This is a genomic window from Bartonella sp. AA2SXKL (assembly GCF_042197205.1).
In the GTDB taxonomy this organism is placed as follows: Bacteria; Pseudomonadota; Alphaproteobacteria; order Rhizobiales; family Rhizobiaceae; genus Bartonella.
In genome coordinates, this window is record NZ_JBHIRN010000006.1 from 74,315 (window position 1) to 92,306 (window position 17,992).

The window sequence follows — 17,992 nt, forward strand, 5'->3', positions numbered from 1 at the left end:
ATTCCGATAGTAGAACAAGACTTCGAAAATCACATTTATTATTTTTAAAAAGATTGCTTAAAAATGATAGCGCAATCCACCAGAAAAACGAACTCCAGAAAAACCAGCCTTGGTTAACCTATGCTGATAGCTAAGATCACTGTGAAGTGTAACTTTAGAAGAAAACTGTGAATTGACACCCAAGCCAACTTCTAAGGAAGAACCGAAAGCACTCAACTGAAAAACATCTTTAAAATGAACAAATTGTTCTTTACCAAAACAATGAGCAAGATGAATATTTCCATAAAAAGAAATGATACGATCCTTTTCAGAGGCTGTAAATGTTTTACTTAAACGCCCACCAACACGCATAAACCATTGATCTATTTTTTTCATCTCAACATCAAATCCATCAATATCACGAAACTTATCAAATTGAAGATGTTGATAAATAAGCTGAAGTTGCGGATCAAAAATAAGATCTTTATATCCTGTCATAGACACTTTACCAGCAGAAAACGACACGTTCAAAGGATTTGCTTTTAATGTCGCCGTCTTACCCCAAACACGGCTACGCACATCCCCTTTAAACAAACCATAAGATAAAAAACTATCTATATAAAAACCAGTTTTGTGTTCCACACTAGCATATGCCGTAAATGACCATTTATTAAATGTACTCTTTTGACTTTGTTCCACGTTATGAGGTTGTAAGGAAAGCTTTCCATAGGTTCCCATAATCCCAAAAGATGTCGTACTATATGCACGCTCTATTGTTTTGAGCAAAATATCTGTTTTTATAGCGTTATAATCAACATGACCATCGTACCCATATTTAAGTGTAGAAAAATCTGAGACATAACGATAACTCCCACCATAACCGTGGACAGATAAAGCAAAGTTCCCTTCAACTTTTAATAATTTACGAGGAATAGACCGCCTAACTTGCAACTGCTTTTGTTGATGACTCATATCCATGAGCCCAACATGAAACAACGCATTTGGTAACAAAAGATAGGTCGGAACTTGTGGAACAACCTCTCTGACCTTTAACTCAGAAAGGGGAATAGCAGACACCTCTAAAGCAGGCTGAATATATTTACTTTCAAGGCGGAAATCCCAAAAATCTCCATTTCCTTCAACCAATCTTTGAGAAGTTTGTGCATTTCCAAGAGCAGAATCTGGACCATAAGCATGAAGATAATATTGGTAAGGCAACCCCTCTAATGCAATATAAGCGCGATTTAACTGAAAAGAATCCTCTGCCGCTTTTCCAGAAACCTGAATAAGTGAAATACTATGAGCATTTTCACCGGTTGCTATCTCACCCTGATTTCCTGAAACAAATTGCACATAAACTGTCGTTTTTCCAGAAACATCACCATGTATCAAAAGCCGATCAGTTTTTTTATTATCGAGCAAACCATCACTACTGAGATGTGTATTGAGATAAATATCTGCCCTATCTTGTGCACTATAAACTTCTTTTTCTCCCTTCCCAATATGAAGTGTCTGATACTCCTGAAACATTGGAGTCTCAAAAGCAATAAAACTATCAGAAACTTTCACAAATGAAATAGACGAACTTGTACGGTTTGCAACTTGCAAATCGATCTCTCTTCTTTTTGTCAAAAACCATTTTGATCCCCCTGTTAAATAAAGCTCAGCAATAGAATCATCGGCAACACGAGTCCCTCCTATCAATGAAGAAGAATTAGCCAAAATCGCTACACTTCCCCCCTTTTCAGCTGTTAATAATAAGTCACCAAAAATTTTTGTACCTTCTGTTACTCCAATATAAATACGACTGTTATGACTATGAACAGCTGTCCCATCTGGAACCTCAAAAATCGTCCTTTTCAAAAAGACAAGCCCCTGTTCATATGCATCATTTTCCTCATCCCTCTCAAAATACATACCATGTTTGTTACCTATTGCTTTAATTGTTGAATCTTCAATATTAACCCGCGAAATTAAAATATTTCCTTCCCTGCCGTTATTGGATGGCGTGTTAGAATCTTGTCCAACTGTTAAAACATGAACATCCGTAGAAATAATATTCGTATTTTTTACATAAACAGAACCCTGATGTTTTACATTGAAAACTGTATGTGTACTTTTTTCATTTGTATTTTCTTTGTCTTCTGTTTTTTGATATTTTGAAGCAATGGTAACACCATCTAAAGTCGCACTCCCCCCTCTCCCCACATAAAGCGCAGCAGCATCATTCACATCAATAAATCCACTTTTCATCTGAATACCCGCATCAGCACTAACGAAAAGAGCACTCTCTTGACCGATACCCAAACCTTCCACTTTAATTTTTGTATTCGTTAACGTAACAGATGCTCCTCGCTTCTCTGCATAAGCAGCAATCTGAGAAGCCTCAATTGTTCCACGATTAACCTCAATCATTCCACTATCAGCTTTAAGACCTATTGATACATTTTTAAAAGCTGAATCGCTCAAAACAATTTTTCCCCCTCGTGATACAAAAACACCATAAATATCTTCTATACCCGCATTAGCTTCAACCTCTACACGCGTTGCCTGAATAACTGTATTTGGCTCCTGCACTACTATAGCAGCAGGTAACATGAGAGAACGACCCTCCCCATTCTTTTCTTTAACAGGCGCCGTGAATTTATATACTTTATCACTAATTGTATGCTTTGAACCATCACTGCATCCGTAAGGTAATTTGTTTTCATCACATGACAGTGATGTATATGAATGAGAATGTGCCTCAATATTTATATTTAACAAAAAAGAAAAAATAGCTGCTGTAAAAAAGCACGAATACAAGTGATTGTTAGATACCTTGACTATCATTGTTTCTCAAAACTTTCTTTTTTCAACAAAAACAAAAAATGCTGGAAAAAAAATAAACCACAAATTAAACACAATAAGAACAAAACAAACAAAATTATTTTATTTTTTATGATAAGATCATAGCATTTAATAATATGTTTTGTGTTTTATGTAAAGAAAGAACAAAAAGTTTAAAAATACCATTTAGGATGAAAATCCCTTTAAAGAAGGCATCTCAAAAACCGCTGAAAACTGTAATTACAAAAGTCCCAAAAACCAATCTTAAAAAAACGTGAAAAAATGCGAATTTTGAAGAGATATAATATTCAATTTATCTCACCACAAAAAAATAAAAATACAACAACATGAGAATAACTTTTAAGATTAAACGATTAAAACGTTTTAATAAAACACAGCACAAAAAGATACAATATACGAAATCTATAACCGCATCATCTCTTCAACCACAACAAAAAAATAAGAAATTGCACACTAATGTATAAGCTAATGTACACAATTTCTATATTAAAAATGCTAAATATCTAACAAAGAAATTTGAATAAATAAAAAACTTCTCCTAATACCCTATCATCAATGATTTGAATTAATAAATGTAATATTTTAGATCTTTTGATAAAATCTAAAATACAGTAAAACACTCACTATTCTGAACTTAAAAAACACCAAAATAAAATTTCATCAAAATTAGCTCTATGAAAGCTATCTGTTTATTATCGTTAAAGAAGATATTTTAGCAAAGCTATTATTTGACATTCTTTATATGGAATAAATTTCTCTAAACAACAACTCACTATCCTCCGCTAGCATCATCTGACAACAACACTATTGCCAATCTCGTAGCTGATGAATATAACTACATTAGAGAAAAAGAGCTATATCTCTCTTCTCCCGTTTAATATTTTTATTTAATTATTGCTTTAAAAATTAATGTTCTACTGTTGATGATCACTTGTGCAAAGCTTTTTTTATTTTCTGGCGCTTTTTATCATTTTCAAAACGTAACATCAAATCTCGCTCTTGTTGTGTCGAATTGGTTACACCAAAAGTATCATTGTCCATAACCTGCTGATACCCTGCTACCATTAAATTGACTAAAAATGAATCACTTCGCGGCGTTGATGAAAAATAGATTCCCTTTGAATCTTGTAATTTGTACCGATAACCTGCTTTAGTCATGCACTCATAAACTGCTGCAAAATCACTTGCACGCGAATCCATATTTTTAGAAGAAGCGTAGATTGGTTTCCAACCACATTTTGACAGTGCTTGTTGGACCATAGACTTACTGACACCAGACTTTTCCCATAATTCTAACGTCGATGGGGGAGGTTTGCTAATACACCCAGCAGAGCTTAATAAAATTATAGCAATCAATAATTTCAATGTTTTTTTCATTTCCCCCTCCGTCAATATTTACGATAGAAAGACTGATAAGTCTTCTAATATTTTCTCACACGCAAGATGACTTTTGTTAGCATATAGATATTGAAGAAACAATCCCACCCCCCATGCAAAAACAAGAATGGAAGGATTTTTGATTACAGCAGCCTCAATACTTAAGGTTGACATTCAGGTTGTTCTTTATGCTCTTGACAATGAGGACTATTCAAACGCCTCTCTACACTTCGCTGAGGAATAACTGCATCAGGCTGACAAATTGGAAGATTTTTATATTTCTCACACCACTTCATTCTTCCCAATTTATCTTGGAAACCTGCTTGGATCATACATGCATTCACAGACTCCTCAGCATTGAATTTCTCATCCGTACTTGTTTCTGTATCAAGACGACCATCAAAATGCTGTATTCCACATTCTAACAGAGCTTTTTTGATCTCAAGCTGATCAGTACCGGATTTTTCCCATGCATCTACAGCTGTTCGAGAAGGCTGCTCAGGGTAGCATCCAGCCATAACAAATAAGGTTATCCCGCTTAATAATTTTAAAATCTGCTTCATTTTCCTATCCTTGAGTAATTTTGATATTACGAAACAATCTATAAATTATTTTACATACTGTTTTTTATTTCCAAAACAATGATGAACATTATCAACCTATATTATTTTATCTTTCCGAAGATTATGCCATAATTATTATATCAAAAATACGGTAAAATTATTACTAAAATCATCTATCTATCAACGATATGCTTATAATTATTATCAATATTTTGATTACAACCAAAATAGATATTTTATATTATTGCGCCAACAGTTGTGGTACCCATAAATAAATAGCATTGACATGCTGAATTAAGCCCCCCGCGTACGGGTATGAGAAACATGAAGGTAGGGATTGTGATCGTCACAAACAGCAAGACTTAAGGTTTGCATTCAGGTGCATTTTTATATTTTTTACAAAAAGGGCTGTTCAAGCGCTTCTTGACACTGCGCCTCGGGATGACAGCGCCTGAACGACAAATCGGCAAGTTTTCGGCTCTAAAAGTATAACATGGCCCACCCGCTCTTGCTACCTCTTCATCTTTATAGCGGAAACCTGATTGAAGCATGCAAGCATAAATTGTTGCTTTTGCATTGATGCTCTGCTTTCTATTTTCTGGATCGACATCATAAGGAGTTGGCATACCACATTCTAACAAGCCTTTTCCTATCTCTGTAAAATCTGCTCCTGGCTTTTCCCACGCACTCAAATACCCTCCAGGAGTTTTATTAAACTGACATCCGGCTATACTCAATAGAGTTATCGCACTTAATAATTTTAAAGTTTGTTTCATTTTTTACTCCATGATTTAATTCAAGGCTTTTGTTCTAAATGAAACGTGCCATAAAACTTTTGGCATTTATAATCCACATCTCCAAGACAGGTATGGGAATTTATGGGATTTGTAGCCACTCTCTACCATTCTATCAAAAAGTTACTACCAGCAGGTATTGTCTCGTAGGTATAGCCATTACCGCCAATCCATCGGCTTACAAAGTCATATCTATACCCATCAAAAAACCTGTTTCATGCGTCTGTGAATGGCTGCTATGATGGTCTGTCATGCCAACAATCGTCATACTTTCCCCCATTACATTGATATCTTGACCAGAAATCAGATGAGAAGCAATAATCGTAGCATCTCATTGTACATCCATATCAACATTGCCTGTTGCCTCAAGGATAGAGAGAATTGTTGTTGTGTGTGTTCAGAGCTATTGGAAGATTTCTCGTGTAAAAAGCCACTTTCCGATGATTTTTTTTTGCTGGTTGTAGTGTTCTTGAGCGCATTTTATGGTAATATCGAATAATTTTTCACCGAAATACAGTTGCGGAGTACATTTTGTCCGCCTCCACTTGTAATAAAAACTACTCTCGTATCAATATTATAAAAAATAAGTTTGATCCTTCCTCTTGTGAGAGCAATAATAATAAGAATCGTAAAACTGTCACACGTTCATTGTTCTTTTTAATTTACTCTTCTATGAGATTTTATTGTAATATCTTGCTGCTGTTTATTAAAGTTTTTATAAAAACAATGATACAATGCCTCATGTAACTTTGTTATCCACTATTTTCTACCAACGCCAATCCTCTTTGAGAAAAAATACATAAAGAACTTTATCTTCGCTTCTAAAAGCAATATTAATTTTCTAAACAACAAAATTTAAACAACCAATTTTTTAAAGAGCTAAAAAACAATTCTTACAATAACTTCTTTCGTAAAACAGAACTTCATTAATACGTTTAGAAAAAGATATCTGCCTATAATCTTGTATCTGGTAAAATCTATTTGCGCTGTTAGGCATTTTAACCTGAAAGACTTATATTGATGGCACAGCTCACCATCAAAAAACGTCTAATATTTATATGATTTGGTCGTTACCGTAAGCAATGGCTCACAAAAACTTCCAAAGCAAAATAATAACGAGCAGATTTTTTCAATCTAGATTGTTCTAACCTTTAGAGAAAACAATCAAACACCTGTTCTCCTGATGACATCAGCTATTTATTTTGAGTTTTTTCTCTATTCACATTTTATTCAGCTTCTTTTGCTTAAAATTATAAAGTTTAAGTACATAGAAACAAACAACAAGCCAAGCAATCCAACTAACACCTATAATTAAAACCGGTCGTGTCTCATCAAAATACCATAAGAGAATAAAAATAAAAACCATAAATAAAATAGAAAAAATCGACCCTATTGGCCAAAATGGAATGGGAAATTTTAAACCATTCTGTGCTTCTTTAGGCATCTTAATTCGCATAGAAAATTGTGAAAGTAGAATCATCATCCAAACAAAAACTGTCGCAAATGTTGCCATTGCGGCAATAAGAAAAAAAAGCTTTTCATGATAAAAATAATTAAGGACAGCACCAAGAAGAAAGATACCGAAGATCATCAAAATAACAAAAACTGGTATACCATTTTTTGATAAATATTGAAACTTTTTTAAAGCATAACCTTCCTGCGATAAACCATGGATCATACGACAAGCACCATACATTCCACTATTCATTGCTGAAATAGCCGCTGTAACAACAACAATATTTAAAATATTTGCTGCATACGAAATCCCAAGATTTTCAAAAATAGATACAAAAGGGCTATCCATAAGACCAATCTCATTCCAAGGATAAAGAGACATTAAAATAGCTAACGTCATGACGTAAAAAAGCAAAATACGAACTGGAGTAGAATTAATTGCCTTTGAAATCGTTTGATGAGGGTTTTGAACTTCCATAACTGCCATGCCAATAATTTCTATGCCACCAAAAGCAAAAACAACAACACTAAAGCAAGCTAAAAAACCAAACCAACCATTGGGAAAAAGTCCACCATTTTTCCATAAATTATGAACAGTAACGGTAGAAAAATCTGCACCTTCACCCCACCCCCAAAAAATAATTGCTATTCCTAAAATAATCATCGCAATGATAGCTATAACTTTAATAGAAGAGAGCCAAAACTCTAGTTCACCATAGACTTCTACAGCAGCTAAATTAATGCCTGTGATGATTAATGTAATACTCAGTGCCCATACCCAAGGAGCAACATCAGGATACCAAAAACCCATATAAGTCGCAAAAGCTGTAATATCAGCCAAACCAACAAGAATCATCTCAAATACATATGTCCATCCCGTTAAAAAACCTGCTAATGGTGATATGTAATTTGCCGCATAACGAGCAAAAGAACCAGGCAATGGATTATGAAGTATCATCTCTCCTAGAGCCCGCATAACCATAAAAATAGCTAAACCAGCAATACAATAGGCAATCAAAACACTGGGACCCGCAAGCTTAATTGCCTGTGCAGACCCATAAAAAAGACCTGTTCCAATAGCAGAACCAAGAGCTAAAAAAATAACTTGGCGCTTACTCATACCCCGTTTCAGTTCATTTATTGCCATTTCTTTCCTTACTTTTTGAAATGCTGACAATCCACACCACGATAACAGCTCTATGATAAATAAAGCCTTATGTTTCTTTCACAAATATATTTCAAAAAACATCGAAGACCAGCCAGTCCAACACTTTGCTCTAAACAATGAAAAAATACTTTTATTGCGAATTATTCAGCTTTTATAGCCTACAATTTCGTATTATTTTATTCAAATAAAGTGATAATGAATTTTTTCACAATTGTCATTTAATTCATTTCGTATTCTCTAGTTTTTTACAGAGAAAATTAACCTTAATGTAATCTAAACTTTTAGGCTTCTATTTCGGTGCACTGAAATAGAAGCCTAAAAATTCATAACAAACACATTAACTATGCATACAATTAATTTTTTGTTACTTTAAGCAAACTTTCTTTAAGCCCATAAAACAAACTTTTTATGCCAATTGAATAGCTCAATCAATGATAATACGAATCTCGCAAGTCTTCAAAAGCATGAGAAAATTTATCTACAACCCATCTTTTAAGGACTCCAGCTGCCTTAACGACAAGCTTTCCAATGAAAAAAAAATATACGATAAAAAGAGCATCTTTGATTGTTGGTCCGATGATAGCGTTCTCATTACCTCTGGGAATTTGCCCTGAGATAGCAATAAAATCTTTGTTTTTCGCTGAAATAAGAGGCTCTTTCTCTTGAGCCACTATCATAATGAAAACTTCCTCTGGAAAGCTAGCTCTCCTAAAATTTGCATGAATCTCAAGAGTTTGAGAGAAAAAAAGAACTGTTATTGAAACACATAATTTAGCACTTTTAAACATTCTTTTCTCCTTTTTTATTTTAAATATCAAAAATGAACTATAAAATTCATAAAGTATTAAAAATAAGAAGAATATAAAATAAAAATTTTATTTTTACTTGATACAATACATATATCATAATTTATATTTATAAAAATACAATATCACGAATATATAATTCGTATATATTATTTAACTTATATTAAAATTTCTGATATAAATCAGAAAATATAGGTGCTTTAATTTTATAGTTTCTATAAAATAACAAAATATCTAGTTAACTACAAAAATCAGATATATACAGTAATAAATATATAATTTATTAAAGTAATAAATATATAATTTATTAAATAATTCAAATATAGCATTTCTCCTCTATATTTTCATATGAGGAATTTTCATATGAGGAAGTTTCAAAATTCAATATCCCCCCTTCAGCATTGACCTTAAAACAAATACTATTGAAAACTTAATGAAGGAAAAATTGTTTCTGGTAAAACAGATAATAAGTGCCCTTCACGCACAAGTATATGTGCTTGATGAAGATCTGGAGCCAGATAGCGATCTTCCTTAAGAGAAGCAACATTTTTTCGTAGACATTCCATAACAGATTGCAAAAAAGTACTTGTTTTTAAAGGTGCACGATATTCAATTCCTTGTGCTGCAACAAGCGTTTCAATACCAATAAGTGTAAAAAGATTTTCGCTCATTACCAATAACCGACGCGCTCCATGGCAAGCCATTGAAACATGATCTTCTTGATTGGCAGAAGTTGGGGTTGAATCAACGGAAGCAGGATGGGCCATTTGCTTATTTTCAGACATTAAAGCTGCCGCTGTTACTTCAGCAATCATAAAACCTGAATTAAGACCCGCATTATGTGCTAAAAAGGCTGGAAGTCCATAAGAAACTGCTGGATCAACCATAAGAGCAATACGCCGTTGAGAAATAGATCCTATTTCACATAAAGCAAGAGCAATCTGATCAGCAGCAAATGCTACAGGTTCAGCATGAAAATTCCCACCTGATACAACTTCACCATTCCTTAAAATCAATGGATTATCTGTAACAGCATTTGCTTCAATAATCAGTGTTTTTGCTGCTGCCAGCAAAATATCAAAACATGCCCCCATCACCTGTGGCTGGCAACGTATACAATAAGGATCTTGTACACGCTCATCCCCCTGTAAATGTGCTGCACGAATTTCTGAATCCTCTACAAGCTTTTCTAATGTTTTCGATACGGCAATCTGCCCATAATGTCCTCGTAAAATATGGATATCAGGATGAAATGGCGCCGTTGATCCCATGATAGCATCTGTCGTCAAAGCCCCTGCCAACAATCCACCACACAATGCCCGATAACCCCGAAAAAGACCAGCAAGTGCAAGGGCTGTTGATGTTTGAGTCCCATTAATAAGAGCTAGACCTTCCTTTGCCTCTAAAATAATAGGGGACAATCCCGCTTTCTCTAATGCAACCGCCCCACTCATACGAATATTTTGAAAAAATGCTTCCCCTTCTCCCATCATAACAGCCGCCATGTGAGCAAGTGGAGCTAAATCACCTGAAGCACCAACAGACCCTTTTTCAGGGATGACAGGAATAACGCCCTTTGCAAGCATATTTTCCAGCAAATTTATCAATTCTAGACGAACCCCTGAAGCCCCTCTTCCTAAAGAGATAAGCTTTAAGCTCATTATCAAACGCACAATATTTTCTGCTAAAGGTTCTCCCACCCCACAACAATGGGACAAAATAAGATTTCTCTGTAAAACAGCAACATTGTCCGCATCAATTTTAATGGAAGCCAATTTCCCAAAACCAGTATTAATACCGTACACAGGCTCACTTCCAGCAGCAATTTCAGCAATGCGCTGCGCTCCTTTCTCGATAGCTAAATGCGTGTCATTATGAAGTTTACTCACTTCACCATTAAAATAAATAGCTGCAAGTTCACTAAGCGTCACTTCGCTCGGTTTCAGTATAATAGTCATAATTTACTTTCTTTTTTTATCAAAGTATAATGTTTAGCATTATTGATCCTTCTATAAAACAAAAAAAACTATAACGACTCTTTAAAGCGAGAATGCTTTCTTAAAGGTATTCCTTACAATGAAGTCATTATCCAAAAGTAGAATAGTTGACGATAAATGAAAATGAAATATTGACAAACACAACCAAGTCATGGATTTCAAAAATAGATAAAGCTTTAATTTATAATCATAATCTAGCATGCTTCATATTAAATGAGAGAGCTGAATATCTTAAAACTCTCTCATTCCAAATCTGTGTATGTTGAATCAATCAAAACCATTCGCTTGCACGTCATAAGCGAAATTGGCGTATGGATAAACTGTACAAAAAAGGACTACTCCTCTTATGAGCCGTGTCAAGAGCTGTCGCAACATTGGGAAATGACAAAGTGTGTGATGGTGCAGGCTTATTCTTTTATGAAGCGTAAAGATGAAAAAATCAATGGATTTATTATCAAGCTATTCTTACTAAACTTATAAAAACCTTAAATAGATAGCTGTCACAATCTATCATGATTGCAAAAATCAAACTCTATAGAAAATTAAAAAACTTATTCAACACATCACAACAGAGAAGAAATTGAGCTTTTTTGCTACTTCTAAAATTGTATTTAAAGCGCCAGATTGAAACCTAAAAAGCACATCTTCAATAAAACCACACAAGACTCGCCCTAACTCGTTATTTAAAATAAAAATAAAAGAAGTTTTCTTATATCAAAAATTTTAATTAACATATTGTTTTTATATTATATCTTCAAAAAAGAGAAATGCTCCATATAACATATTTATATTTTACTTTTTTGTTATATTGAATCTGAATTTAGAGATAATTTCAAAATGAGTTGTTTTTTAAAGGTGCTTCCAAGCCATTACCTTTTTTACTACAAATTTCTGATTATGATAATTTTTTGTACTTTTTCAGTTGTTTTTGTCAAAATTTATTAAAAACACTCTCATTTAATAACAAAAAACAATCATAAAAACAAAGAATTATCAAATATTTCTATTCAATCTACCTCTTTCCATTTTATAAAATAATCTGTTGTTAAACTGCAGTAAAGAAAGCGCTTCGATGCTATAATGCAGAGCATAAGTTTTCTATTTAAACTCTCTCATATTAAATGAACAATGAAAATCAGCGGTAATAAGATGTCAATGTGAATGCTGAAGAAGAAAAAACCTTTCTCTCTCAAAGTCTGACTTAATAAGGCGTTAATTTTCTGAATACCGCCCACTCTGATGTGTTAAAAGAGCAAAAGCAATCATCGATATCGGATTATCCTGCATACATATAGAGCTCACTTTGATACAAAAGCTCCAAATTGCCTTGCACTTCATATTGTTTTATCAATGCGACCAATTGCCGCAAATATTCTTTTCCATGGTTCGCAATAGCGCGTTGCGCTTGCGTTGAAGAGCGGCTCATTCCAATAAAAGATTCAGACGGGATCATCATCGTCCAATTATGCGTATGGAAAGAAATTTTTTCTGCTTTTACCCCAAAGCCATCACTCATTTCCTGTAAAAAATCAAAATTACGATAATAACGAGAATAATTTGGACTCATCTTCTCTAACAATGTCTCATAAGCCTCTAGAAATTCACTATGTTTGAAATCACGATTATTTTGGACAATTGCCATGACACCATTGGCTCGAAGTTGATCTGAAATAGCGCAAAGCAACTTAGGGCGATCCATCCATTGAAATGCCTGCGCTGCAATGACAAGATCAACCTTGCCAATTTGAGGCAATAGGTCTTCGGCACGACCCTGATACCACTGCACGTTCGGAAATTTTTTTTGCCCCTGCTTAATCATATCTTCCGATACATCAATAGCATGATATTGGTGCTCGTTGCCTAAAAATTTAACAATCCCCTCTAATGCGATGCCTGTCCCAGCACCCACATCCACAATGGACAAATGCTTTTTGTTCTTAAAAGGATGGAGCATGGTTTTAAATAAAGTAAGGGGATAGCGAGGACGATAACGATCATAATCATTAGCCAATCCATCAAACTTTTCACTTTGCCGCTGAACAATTTCTATCATAGGACTTTCACCCTCCTTCACAATTACTACCATACATAATTAAAAAGCCCTTTTTGTCCAATGTATTAAACATAACTTCTAAAGGAGGAAAATAAGAACTGCCCTTACCTTCTATCTTTCCATAAGATTGATACTTACATTTTTCTCTTTTCCAATTGTTATCTGCACGTTGTGAAACCCAAAACTCCTACGAAAATAATATAATTTTCCGTAATAATAATTGATATAAATATTATTGATCTTTTATAAGATAATATCTATATTACCATTATTATTTTGATATCAACAAGCCACTTAAGCGTATCTAAAACGCATAGAGATATCAATTTATTGATAAATACACCTGTTTATAAAGTTCAAAATACTTTCCACCAAGAAAATAAACCCTATATAATACATAAAATATCTGTGGAGACATCTTTATGTTAAATGTACAAACTTCTTCAATGTTTAAAATATTAAAACAATTGCCAATCGTGATTTTTTTGGCATGGTTAGTGCCATTTTTAAGTGGGTGCGGATTTAATACGATACCAACAAATGAAGAAAAAGCACATGCAGCATGGAGTGAAGTACTCAATCAATATCAACGTCGTACAGATCTCATCCCCAATCTTGTAGAAACAGTTAAAGCTTACGCAGCTCATGAACAAAGCGTTTTCACCAATGTAATTGAAGCACGTGCTAAAGCAACGCAAGTCAACATTAATGCAGATATGTTGAATAATCCAGAAGTTATGCAGCAATATCTCAAAAATCAAGCAAATTTATCAAGTGCACTTTCGCGGCTTATGGCTGTTGTTGAAAACTATCCGGATCTTAAAGCAAACCAGAACTTTCTTGCTCTTCAATCACAATTAGAAGGAACAGAAAACCGTATTTCCGTTGCACGCCGCGATTATATTGAAACAGTACGTGCCTACAATACTGCACTCAAAACAATGCCGACGATGATTTGGGCAAAATTATGGTTTCGTGATGCTAAACCTATGCCAACTTTTACCATCGATACTGATAGCCAACAAACACCAAAGGTTAATTTTAATTAATGAAATCATTTCGATACTCTTTGCAACGTATTGTATTTTCACAATTATGGGTTTTTATCTGCTCTCTGTATTTAGTTGCTGCATTGGGAAGTATCGCTTGTTCGCAAATAAAATTTCCTCATTTAACAGGTTATGTTAATGATGTGGCTCATTTGCTCGATAATGCAACCAAGGAAGACTTGACAAAAAAACTGGCAGCAATCGAAGAGAAAACGGGAGATCAAATTGTTCTTGTGACACTCCCTACTCTTTCGGGCAATGATATAGAAACATACAGCAATTCTCTTTTTCGTACATGGGGATTAGGCCAAAAGAAGATCAATAATGGTGTATTACTGGTCATTGCACCGAATGAACGCACAGCACGTATCGAAGTTGGATATGGTTTGGAAGGAGAGCTAACAGATGCTCTTTCCTCTGTCATTATTAATAGCTTCATGATTCCTAATTTTCGCGAAGGAAATTATCAAAAAGGAATTGCTGAAGCAGTTGATGCAATTATCAAAGTTATTACAGAAAGTGATTCTGATTTTACTTTTCGCATCAAAGAAAAAGCTAAAATCGTTGAAGAACAACGTAAACAAGCTGAAAAAGAAGAAATGATTATAAATACAATCATGTTTCTCATACTCTTTATAGTCGTTGGTTTGCCCATTCTTGCAATGATTTTTGGTAAAAAAGTGGGTCCACAAAAGTATCTCTGGCTGGGGATCATCTTCACACCTTGGTTTCTTAACTTAAGTGCCGGTGGCAGATATCCTGGTGGAAGGTTCGGAGGTCCTCGAGGTAGAGGGGGATTTAGGGGTGGTGGTGGATCATCAGGTGGTGGCGGTGCAACAGGAAGATGGTAACAGGAACGTGGATTTTTAAGCGTAGCAAATCTTCTTAAGATAAAATTTTATGAACGTATTCTCTTTTATTCAACAATTCTATACCTTACTCTGTAATCACTTTTATTGATTACAATACAAACTCAAACATCAAGATAAATATTACCCATGACATGTGAATTGAAACATACAGATCGTAATCACTTATCACATCATTTTAATGCAATTCTAGAAAATCCACCAGTTGAATGGAAGATAAGTGATCATCTAGTTGAGTATCCTGAAGCTTTACGTTACATGCAAGAACGTGTAGAAAAAATTCTTGCAAAAACTGCGCATGAACAAGTTTGGCTTCTCGAACACCCTTCCCTTTATACAGCGGGGACGAGTGCCAATAAAAAAGATCTTTTGGCGCCTAATTTATTCCCTGTTTATGAAGCAGGACGTGGAGGTGAATTTACATATCACGGTCCAGGACAGCGTATTGCTTATATCATGCTTGATCTTAAACGCCGGAAACAAGACATTCGTGCTTTCATCAGTGCATTAGAAGAATGGATCATACAGATGCTTGCCAACTTTAATATTAAAGGCGAACGCAGAGAAGATCGCGTTGGTGTCTGGGTTAAACAGTCTCATTGCCCATCAACACAAAATGATCTTTCTTCCGAAGATAAAATTGCAGCTATTGGCATTCGAGTGCGCAAATGGATAAGTTTTCATGGAGTTTCTATCAATGTTAATCCTAATTTAGCCCATTATTCAGGAATTGTTCCTTGTGGAATTACAAACCACGGTGTAACAAGCTTTCTTGATCTAGGTTGCCCTGTAGCAATGCATGATATTGATATTGCTCTCAAACACGCTTTTGAAAAAATTTTTGGTCCAACAATTGATGTTTCCTAAGTGCATTGATTTTTAAATAAAAAACAGGCATAAAATTTATTTTAATGAATATTTTATTTGATGAGGTGGATAGTTAAACGCTATGAGCGATAACAAAAAGGATCTTTTTAGTGTTTTAAATAAAGCCCAATCTCGGGTAAATACAAAAGAAAACACTCTGCAGTCTCCAATGAAATCAAACGCGATGATTTCAAGAAAAAGTGCAAAAGATACGCAAGAAGATGACTATAATGCCCTCTCTATTCGAGTTCTTGAGGGTTTAGAGCCGGTACGTTTACGCCCTGGAATGTATATTGGTGGAACAGACAGTAAAGCGCTTCATCATTTATTTGCCGAAATTATTGATAACGCGATGGATGAAGCTGTTGCGGGTTATGCAGATTCTATTGAGGTCTCATTAGATAGGAACGGTTATATAACCGTTACAGATAATGGACGGGGTATTCCTGTCGAAAATCATCCTCAAATGCCTGAGAAATCGACTCTTGAAGTTATTATGACACAACTCCACTCAGGGGGAAAATTTGATGGAAAGGCTTATCAAACTGCTGGTGGACTTCATGGAGTAGGAATTTCTGTCGTCAATGCTCTTTCTGATGATATGGAAGTTGAAGTTGCACGAGAACGAAAACTTTACCGCCAACGTTTCTCACGTGGTATTCCTCAATCTGGATTGGAAGATCTGGGAGATGTTTATAATCGTCGTGGTACGCGCGTTCGTTTTCATCCTGATCATGAAATTTTTGGTGAAAAAGCAGCTTTTGATCCAGAAAAAATCTATAAGATGACATGCTCCAAAGCCTATCTTTTTGGTGGCGTAAAAATTCGCTGGTCTTGCGATCCCGTCATACTTGAAGGCGCAAAAAATATTCCTGAAAAAGCTGTTTTTCATTTTCCCGATGGGCTTAAAGACTATTTACTTTCGTCACTAAAAGATGAATATCGAGTAACGTCAGAAATTTTTTCTGGCAAAACACAACACAATAATGGCCATGGCTCCGTTGAGTGGGCTATCGCTTGGCATGGTGGTGATTCTTGTGTGCAATCTTATTGCAATACGATTCCTACAGGAGAAGGCGGAACACATGAAATAGGATTACGTCAAGCTCTTTTGCGTGGATTGAAATCCTACGCTGAGTTAATAGGAAACAAGCGCGCAACGATTATTACGTCTGACGATATTATGATTTCAACAGCCGCAATACTTTCAGTCTTTATCAGTAACCCTGAATTTGTTGGACAAACAAAAGATCGATTAGCAACCATTGAAGCACAGCGTATCGTTGAGAATGCAATCCGCGATCCTTTTGATCATTGGTTAGCAAATTCCCCACAAGAAGCAACAAAACTTCTCGATTGGGTTATCGAACGTGCTGAAGAACGTATTAGACGACGCCAAGATAGAGAAATAAGTCGAAAAACTGCTGTCCGTAAATTACGTCTGCCCGGTAAACTTGCAGATTGTAGCCAAAACCATGCTTTGGGTGCTGAACTATTCATTGTTGAAGGGGATTCTGCAGGAGGATCTGCTAAACAAGCAAGAAATAGAGCAAACCAAGCAATTTTACCTCTTCGTGGTAAAATCTTAAATGTCGCCAGTGCTGCACATGAAAAAATGAACTCAAGCCAAACAATTAGCGATCTTATCCTTGCTCTTGGATGTGGAACACGCTCCAAGTATCGTGAAAAAGATCTCAGATATGAACGTATTATCATCATGACAGATGCTGATGTTGATGGTGCTCATATTGCGTCACTGCTCATTACCTTCTTCTTTCAAGAAATGCCTGACCTTATTCATCAGGGACATTTATATCTTGCCGTCCCTCCCCTTTATAGAATATCGCAAGGAGGAAAAGTTGCTTATGCTCGTGACGACATTCATAAGGATGAATTGCTCAAAACTGAATTTACTGGAAAAGCTAAAATCGAAATCGGGCGTTTTAAAGGGCTGGGTGAAATGCGCGCAGAACAACTTAAAGAAACGACTATGCATCCTCAAAAACGTACATTGCTTCGTGTTTCTATTGATGCCGTGGAAATGCAAGAAACGAAAAAGACTGTAGAAAGTCTCATGGGAACAAAACCAGAAGCACGATTTCGTTTCATACAAGAAAATTCTACTTTTGCTTCTAATCTAGACATCTAATGTAAAAAATATCCAT

The 17,992-nt window shown here is 35.1% G+C and carries 12 protein-coding genes and 1 pseudogene; 4 read left to right on the forward strand and 9 right to left on the reverse strand.

Annotation, left to right across the window (positions count from 1 at the left end; translation table 11 throughout):
- Nucleotides 1-57: 57 nt before the first annotated feature.
- The 9 genes and pseudogenes from ACFINS_RS05370 to ACFINS_RS05410 form a co-directional block, all read right to left on the reverse strand.
- Complete coding sequence (locus ACFINS_RS05370) at nucleotides 58-2,811, reverse strand: autotransporter outer membrane beta-barrel domain-containing protein (RefSeq protein WP_375705954.1); 2,754 nt, start codon at nucleotides 2,809-2,811, stop codon at nucleotides 58-60.
- Nucleotides 2,812-3,756: 945 nt separating this feature from the next.
- Nucleotides 3,757-4,206: a hypothetical protein gene (locus tag ACFINS_RS05375; protein WP_375611505.1), complete on the reverse strand. Its 450-nt coding sequence runs from the start codon at nucleotides 4,204-4,206 to the stop codon at nucleotides 3,757-3,759.
- Nucleotides 4,207-4,367: 161 nt separating this feature from the next.
- Nucleotides 4,368-4,769: a hypothetical protein gene (locus tag ACFINS_RS05380; RefSeq protein WP_375617749.1), complete on the reverse strand. Its 402-nt coding sequence runs from the start codon at nucleotides 4,767-4,769 to the stop codon at nucleotides 4,368-4,370.
- 362 nt (nucleotides 4,770-5,131) lie between these two features.
- Nucleotides 5,132-5,545, reverse strand: coding sequence for a hypothetical protein (locus ACFINS_RS05385; RefSeq protein ID WP_375611503.1), 414 nt, complete (start codon nucleotides 5,543-5,545; stop codon nucleotides 5,132-5,134).
- Nucleotides 5,546-5,759: 214 nt separating this feature from the next.
- Nucleotides 5,760-6,056, reverse strand: a pseudogene (locus ACFINS_RS05390) (hypothetical protein); the annotation flags it as partial.
- Nucleotides 6,057-6,782: 726 nt separating this feature from the next.
- The gene (locus ACFINS_RS05395) at nucleotides 6,783-8,165 is read right to left on the reverse strand and encodes an amino acid permease (RefSeq protein ID WP_375611502.1); all 1,383 of its coding nucleotides are present in this window, start codon (nucleotides 8,163-8,165) and stop codon (nucleotides 6,783-6,785) included.
- Nucleotides 8,166-8,614: 449 nt separating this feature from the next.
- Nucleotides 8,615-9,004: a hypothetical protein gene (locus ACFINS_RS05400; RefSeq protein WP_375705955.1), complete on the reverse strand. Its 390-nt coding sequence runs from the start codon at nucleotides 9,002-9,004 to the stop codon at nucleotides 8,615-8,617.
- Between the two features lie 407 nt (nucleotides 9,005-9,411).
- Nucleotides 9,412-10,950 (reverse strand): histidine ammonia-lyase, encoded by a 1,539-nt coding sequence (gene hutH / locus ACFINS_RS05405; protein ID WP_375705956.1) that lies wholly within the window; start codon nucleotides 10,948-10,950, stop codon nucleotides 9,412-9,414.
- A 1,315-nt stretch (nucleotides 10,951-12,265) separates the two neighbouring features.
- Entirely contained in the window at nucleotides 12,266-13,042 is a 777-nt protein-coding gene (locus tag ACFINS_RS05410) for a class I SAM-dependent methyltransferase (RefSeq protein ID WP_375705957.1), read from the reverse strand.
- Nucleotides 13,043-13,464: 422 nt separating this feature from the next.
- Here ACFINS_RS05410 and ACFINS_RS05415 point away from each other — a divergent pair, with 422 nt between their 5' ends.
- From ACFINS_RS05415 to parE, 4 genes are all read left to right on the forward strand, one after another.
- Nucleotides 13,465-14,091 carry a LemA family protein gene (locus tag ACFINS_RS05415; protein WP_375616198.1) on the forward strand — a complete coding sequence of 209 codons (627 nt, stop codon included), beginning with the start codon at nucleotides 13,465-13,467 and terminating at the stop codon, nucleotides 14,089-14,091.
- Nucleotides 14,091-14,942, forward strand: a complete 852-nt coding sequence (locus ACFINS_RS05420; RefSeq protein ID WP_375705958.1) for a TPM domain-containing protein — start codon at nucleotides 14,091-14,093, stop codon at nucleotides 14,940-14,942. Before ACFINS_RS05415 ends, ACFINS_RS05420 begins: the two co-directional genes overlap by 1 nt.
- Nucleotides 14,943-15,089: 147 nt before the next feature.
- The gene (gene lipB / locus ACFINS_RS05425; RefSeq protein ID WP_375616196.1) at nucleotides 15,090-15,827 is read left to right on the forward strand and encodes a lipoyl(octanoyl) transferase LipB; all 738 of its coding nucleotides are present in this window, start codon (nucleotides 15,090-15,092) and stop codon (nucleotides 15,825-15,827) included.
- Between the two features lie 82 nt (nucleotides 15,828-15,909).
- Nucleotides 15,910-17,976, forward strand: coding sequence for a DNA topoisomerase IV subunit B (gene parE, locus ACFINS_RS05430; RefSeq protein ID WP_375611495.1), 2,067 nt, complete (start codon nucleotides 15,910-15,912; stop codon nucleotides 17,974-17,976).
- The last annotated feature ends 16 nt before the right edge of the window (nucleotides 17,977-17,992 follow it).